The 6,000-nt window shown below is 67.8% G+C and carries 4 protein-coding genes and 1 pseudogene; 3 read left to right on the plus strand and 2 right to left on the minus strand.

The window, feature by feature from the left end; genetic code table 11:
- Positions 1 to 456 precede the first annotated feature (456 nt).
- The 3 genes from LE548_RS40410 (at position 457) to LE548_RS40420 (ending at position 2,614) form a co-directional block, all read left to right on the plus strand.
- Entirely contained in the window at positions 457 to 1,626 is a 1,170-nt protein-coding gene (locus LE548_RS40410; protein WP_225102033.1) for a non-reducing end alpha-L-arabinofuranosidase family hydrolase, read from the plus strand.
- Positions 1,627 to 1,934: 308 nt separating this feature from the next.
- Complete coding sequence (locus LE548_RS40415) at positions 1,935 to 2,147, plus strand: hypothetical protein (protein WP_225102034.1); 213 nt, start codon at positions 1,935 to 1,937, stop codon at positions 2,145 to 2,147.
- The gene (locus tag LE548_RS40420) at positions 2,144 to 2,614 is read left to right on the plus strand and encodes a DUF3147 family protein (protein WP_225102035.1); all 471 of its coding nucleotides are present in this window, start codon (positions 2,144 to 2,146) and stop codon (positions 2,612 to 2,614) included. The genes LE548_RS40415 and LE548_RS40420 overlap by 4 nt, the downstream gene beginning before the upstream one ends.
- A 46-nt stretch (positions 2,615 to 2,660) precedes the next feature.
- Here LE548_RS40420 and LE548_RS40425 read toward each other — a convergent pair whose 3' ends face one another.
- Together LE548_RS40425 and LE548_RS40430 are read right to left on the minus strand one after the other, a co-directional pair.
- Entirely contained in the window at positions 2,661 to 4,631 is a 1,971-nt protein-coding gene (locus LE548_RS40425) for a potassium transporter Kup (RefSeq protein WP_225102036.1), read from the minus strand.
- Between the two features lie 429 nt (positions 4,632 to 5,060).
- Positions 5,061 to 6,000 (minus strand): annotated as a pseudogene (locus tag LE548_RS40430) (amino acid transporter); the annotation flags it as partial.

Raw genomic sequence — 6,000 nt, forward strand, 5'->3', positions numbered from 1 at the left:
TTCCGATTGTCGGACGAAACTTTCGGTAAGTAGGCGGGCGGCGGCCCCCGGTGCTGGCGTCGGCGGCGTGCGGATTTCGTTGTCAGGGACGTTGGGGCAGGGTCGATCGAGTGTCTGCACCGTCCGCACATCGCTCCCTTCTGGGGTCAAGTCGCTTACGAGCCAGCCATTTGACGGTGTGGCGTGCGCTGGTCGGCGCGTGATGGAGCGAATGTTTCGACGTTTGATGCGATACATGCGAGAGGTATTGACGGTGTTCACCGGTTCTCTATCATCGGGTTGCTCGATGGTTCGACCTTTGTTCGACATGACGAACACTTCGGGCCGCTCCATCGCACCGTAGGACCATGCCGGGCAGCACCGGCTGAAGTCGGAATCGCAAGGGCCATGCCGCATGTGTATGTAACGCATGCATATGTCATGGACTCATCAACCGCCAGGGTCTAGGGAGTATCCATGCGCAGAGGAAGTTCCAGCCGCAGGCATCCGTCAGTGGTGCTCGCCGCCGTGGTTGCGGCCCTGGCCGCGTTGGCGGCGATGCTCGTCGCCGCCCCGGCTCAGGCGGCTTCCAGCGGCGCCTTGCGCGGTGTTGGTTCGGGCCGGTGCCTCGATGTTACGGGCTCCGGTACGGCCAACGGCACAGCGGCCCAGATCTGGACGTGCAACGGGGGCAGCAACCAGAAGTGGACCGGCCTGTCCGGGACGACCCCGCCGGGGGACGGCACGTGTTCTCTGCCGTCGACGTACCGGTGGACGTCGACGGGTGCGCTGGCGCAGCCGGCGAACGGGTGGGTCTCGCTGAAGGACTTCACCAACGTGACGTACAACGGCAAGCACCTGGTCTACGCGTCGAACGTGTCGGGGTCGTCGTACGGCTCGATGATGTTCAGGCCCTTCACGAACTGGTCGGACATGGCGTCGGCCGGCCAGACCGGGATGAGCCAGTCCGCGGTGGCTCCCACGCTGTTCTACTTCGCACCCAAGAAGATCTGGGTGCTGGCGTACCAGTGGGGTGCGTGGCCCTTCATCTACCGCACTTCCAGCGACCCCACCAACCCCAACGGCTGGTCCGCGCCGCAGCCGCTGTTCACCGGCAGCATCCCGGGCGCCGCCCCGATCGACCAGACCCTGATCGCCGACGGCCAGAACATGTACCTGTTCTTCGCCGGTGACAACGGCAAGATCTACCGGGCGAGCATGCCGATCGGGAACTTCCCGGGCAACTTCGGCTCGTCGTACACCACGGTCATGAGCGACACGGTGAAGAACCTGTTCGAGGCGCCGCAGGTCTACAAGGTCCAGGGCCAGAACCAGTACCTCATGATCGTCGAGGCCCGGGGTGCGAACGAGCAGCGCTACTTCCGCTCGTTCACCGCCACCAGCCTGAACGGTTCCTGGACCCCGCAGGCCGCCAGCGAGAGCAACCCCTTCGCGGGCAAGGCCAACAGCGGTGCCACCTGGACCAACGACATCAGCCACGGTGACCTGGTCCGCAACAACCCCGACCAGACCATGACCATCGACCCCTGCAACCTGCAGTTCCTCTACCAGGGCAAGTCCCCCTCCGCGAGCGGCCCCTACGACCAGCTGCCCTGGCGGCCGGCTGTCCTCACCCTGCAGCGCTGAACTGGCCTGTGTACCTCGCCGACGGCCGGCCTCACCCAGATCGGGCCGGCCGTCGCCTTTGCCACCATGAAGCAGCGCCGGGGAAGCCGATGAACCCTGACGAGCGCCGAGCCGGACACGGTGCTCTGCTGGAGGCTCTATGCGTTGACTCCAGCCGCCGGTCCGGGCTGGTGTTGAGCATGTCACCCGCCGCCGTGCTCCGTCTCCACCCATGAGCTGTCGAGGAACGGGCTGGGCCTGCCGTGCCAGAAGACGCCACGCTGTCGCGTGCCCGGGTCGCGGCCACTGCCGCCGCACCCTCGGTGGCCTTGGCCGGTCTGATCCTGACGGTCGTGTTCAAGGGCGATCACGAGGCCCTGGACGCGACCCGGGGCATGCTGGCCCGAGCGCTCGCCTTCACCGTCTACTGCCTGGTCGACGTGCCGGCCCTGGGACGACTCGGAGCCGAGCGCGGCTCAGTGGTGGCTCTTGTCGTATGGGGCGTGGTAGCGGCGGCCGTTGCGTTCGCGGTGGCATCATGAGCGGTTCGGCAGGGCACGGAGGCGGTCGAGAGCGGCCGCAGAACGCCGACCGGGTACGCATGGAACTGCGCAGGGCCCGGGAGATGCCGCGCGAGGACCTGCTCATCCGGTTCTTCTTCGGCGCGGGTGTGTCCTTGCTGGCTGCTGTCGTGTCGAAGCTGGTCGGCCTGTTCGTCGGCGGGATCTTCCTCGCCTTTCCGGCCATCCTGCTGGCCAGCCTGACCCTCGTGGCCAAGGAGGAGGGTCTGCGCAGCGCCCGCCACGACGCCCGCGGCGCCGCCCTGGGAACCATCGGCCTTCTGGCGTTCGCACTGACCACCGCTCTCCTCCTGCGCCACCACTCGGCATGGCTCGCCCTGGCGGTGGCGACGGCAGCCTGGACCGTGGTGTCGCACGGTGGGTATGCCGTCGTCCGCGCGGCAGGAGCGGGAAGCGACGAAACCGGACCCGAAGAACCTGGTGCGTAGTGCGCCTCAGGCCCGCTCCGCCGGGCGATCAGCGGGTGGAGCGCGGCTACACCTCGATGTGTGAGCCCATGATGACGGTGCGGTCGCGGGGAAGGCCGAAATACTCGGCGGCGTCGGCCGTGATGTAGGAGGTGGCGATGAACAGCCGCTTGCGCCAGGGAGCCATCGTGGGTGCCTTTCCCCGTCGCAGGTCGATCTTCGACAGGAAGTAGGACGCGTGATCGAGGTCCAACGGCCCTTCGGTCTGGGCGGGGGTGAGCATGGCCAGGGTGCCGGGCACGTCCGGTGTCTCCATGTAGCCGAACCGAGCGGTGACGTGGATGATCCCGTCGTCGGTGTAGCCGAGGTCGTCGACGGTGATCCGCTGGTCGGCCGGGACACGGGGCATGGGCTCTGTCTCAAGCGAGAGGATCACGACCTGGTCGTGGCGCACGTGGTTGTGCTCGACGTTGGCCCGCATGGCCAATGGAGCAGTCTGCTTGCCCCGGTTGAGGAACACGGCCGTGCCCGGGATCCGGAGCGTCGACACCCTTTCCGAGCGCAGATCGTCGACGAACTCGGGCAGCGGGCCTTCCAGCCGTGCTCGTTCGGCGGTGACGATCTCCCGGCCGCGCTGCCAGGTCGTCATGACGGTGAACGCGGTGATGCCGATCAGCAGCGGCAGCCACGCACCGTGGACGAGCTTGGTCATGTTGGCCGCCACGAACAGCAGGTCCACGAAGAGCAACACGGTGGCGCCGATGGCGACCAGCCACCTGGGCGTGCCCCATTTCGCCCGGGCGACGTAGAAGAACAGCAGGGTGGTGATGGTGATGGTGCCGGTGACCGCCATGCCGAACGCGAAGGCCAGCGCCGCGGAGCTGCGGAAGGCGAAGACCAGGGTGAGGACCGAGACCATCAGCAGCCAGTTGATCCAGGGCACGTAGATCTGGCCGATGGTGGATTCGGAGGTGTGCGCGATCCGCAGCCTCGGCAGGTAACCCAGTTGGGCTGCCTGGGAGGTCACCGAGTACGCGCCGGTGATCACGGCCTGCGAGGCGATCACGGTGGCCGCCGTGGCCAGCACGACCATCGGCAGCCGTCCCCAGCCGGGCGTGAGCAGGAAGAACGGGCTGCTGATGTTGTGCGGACCGGCGAGGATCAGCGCGCCCTGCCCGAAATAGCTCAGGATGCAGGCGGGGAAGACGAGGAACATCCAGGCCCGGGTGATCGCCCGGCGGCCGAAGTGCCCCATGTCGGCATACAGCGCCTCGGCGCCGGTGACCGCCAGTACGACCGCGGCCAGGGCGAAGAAGGCGGTGCCGAAATGGCCGAAGAGAAAGCCCAGGGCGTACGTCGGTGACAGTGCCCTGAGGATGGCCGGGTGGTCGGCGATGCCGGCGATGCCGCAGGCGCCGATGGCGACGAACCAGGCGATCATGACGGGGCCGAACACCCGGCCCACCGCCGCTGTTCCCCTGCGCTGGACGAGGAACAGCAGCACGATGATGACCGCGGTGATGGGCACGACCGCGCTCTCCAGCGACGGCTGGACGACCTTGAGTCCCTCGACTGCGGACAGTACCGAGATCGCCGGGGTGATCATGCTGTCGCCGAAGAACAGCGACGCGCCGAAGATGCCCAGCGCGGCCAGCACGGCGGCGGTCCGGCCGGCCGGCCGCGAGGTCCATCGCCGTACCAGGGTGATCAGTGCCATGATGCCGCCCTCGCCGTCGTTGTCGGCACGCATCGCCAGCAGCACATAGGTGACCAGCACGATGATCACCACCGACCAGAACACCAGCGACACCACGCCGTACACGTTCTGCGTGGTGACCGGGACGGGGTGCGGGTCGCCCGGGTTGAACACGGTCTGGAGGGTGTAGATCGGGCTTGTCCCGATGTCACCGAAGACCACCCCCAGGGCGCCGATCACCAGCGCGAGACGTGCCGTGTCGTGAGCGCTCGCGCGACGAGCCTCCGGGGCCCGAGAGGGGAACCCGTCGTCCGGTGCGGCACCCTGCCGGTGATCGGCCATCTGGACCTCCTCCTCGCGGGCCGCTGTGGGGAAGGCCCGGCGCGTCGGACGATACCGATCATCAGCGCGAATACCGGTAGGTGGGGCCGGGTCGCTTCGACTCAAGGTTGTCTGCGTGCTGTGGATCTCCACGGCGCCTCGTCGTCTCGGGTCCGGCCGACGCCCCTGCCTCGTCCCGATCCGCCTGATGCTCCTGGGCTCGACCGGTGCCGTGCCCCTTCGTTCCGGTGGTCGGAGGTCAGGAAAGCCCCGACGCGCGGAGCACCGCCTGCACCGCCTGCACCGTCTCCCCGTCGGCGGTCCGCTCCGTCGCATGACGCCGACGCTGAGCGGCCGTGCGGGGTGCGACGACCGCTGCTTACGGGCTCCCAGCGCCGAACGGGTGAATCCTGACGGATTCCTGACGCGGGCGGCGGACTGGCCTGGTTCTCAGCCGGTGTGTACGCGAGGGCGTCGGGCGCGGTTCGGTTCCGCCTCGCGCAGGACCTCGCGGGTGACCGGGGCGACCTCGCCCTGGCCGAAGAGGAAGAAGCGCAGGAAGTTGGCGAAGGGGCCGCCCTCGGTCCATTCGAAGTAGATGTGCGGGGTGCAGCCTGTCATGTCGCGGGCGTGCAGGAGGAGGGCCGCCAGGGCGTTGGAGATGGAGGCGGACTCCAGGGTCAGCACCCGGTAGCGGTCGTGCAGCACCTCGCCGCGCACGGTGAGGCCGGCCTCGAACTCGGAGGGGTCGGTGACGGTGACCTCGACGAAGACGAAGTCATCCTGCTCGGGCATGTCGTTGTCGGCGCGGATCTGCTCGATCTTGTCCCGGTACTGGGCCTTGTCGCGGTGGCCGGGCTCGTTGGCGATGAACCGCATCTTGCGGCTGGCCATGTCCCGGATGAATCGTTCCGCCAGCGGATCGAACTCCACGCTGGTCACGCGCAGTTCGAAGGCGCGAGCCAGCCGGGACAGCAGCGAGACGAGGATGATGCCGGCGATGAAGCAGGCACCGATCTTCACACCGTCCGGGCGTTCGATGACGTTCACGACGGTCGTGTAGAGGAATACCGCGGAGATCACGCCGAAGCCGATGACCCACTTGCGCTGCCCGGCCTTGCGCGCGGCGATGGTCACCGCGATCGCCGCGGAGCTGATGAGCACCAGCACGCCGGTGGCGTAGGCGCCGCCCTGCGCGTCGACGTTGGCGTCGAAGAGCCAGGTGACCAGGAAGGCGACGAGCGTGAAGACGATGACCATCGGGCGCACCGCGCGGGCCCAGTGCGGGGCCATGCCGTAGCGGGGCAGATAACGCGGCATCAGGTTCAGCAGACCGGCCATGGCGGAGGCGCCGGCGAACCACAGGATGGCGATGGTCGAGATGTCGTAG

It is taken from the genome of Streptomyces sp. CoH27 (genome assembly GCF_020181035.1).
Classification (GTDB): Bacteria; Actinomycetota; Actinomycetes; order Streptomycetales; family Streptomycetaceae; genus Streptomyces; species Streptomyces camelliae.

Excerpts from the sequence above, each read along its gene's own strand:
- LE548_RS40410 (WP_225102033.1), top strand. The coding sequence starts at position 457 with ATGCGCAGAGGAAGTTCCAGCCGCAGGCATCCGTCAGTGGTGCTCGCC.
- LE548_RS40420 (WP_225102035.1), top strand. The coding sequence starts at position 2,144 with ATGAGCGGTTCGGCAGGGCACGGAGGCGGTCGAGAGCGGCCGCAGAAC.
- LE548_RS40425 (WP_225102036.1), bottom strand. The coding sequence starts at position 4,631 with ATGGCCGATCACCGGCAGGGTGCCGCACCGGACGACGGGTTCCCCTCT.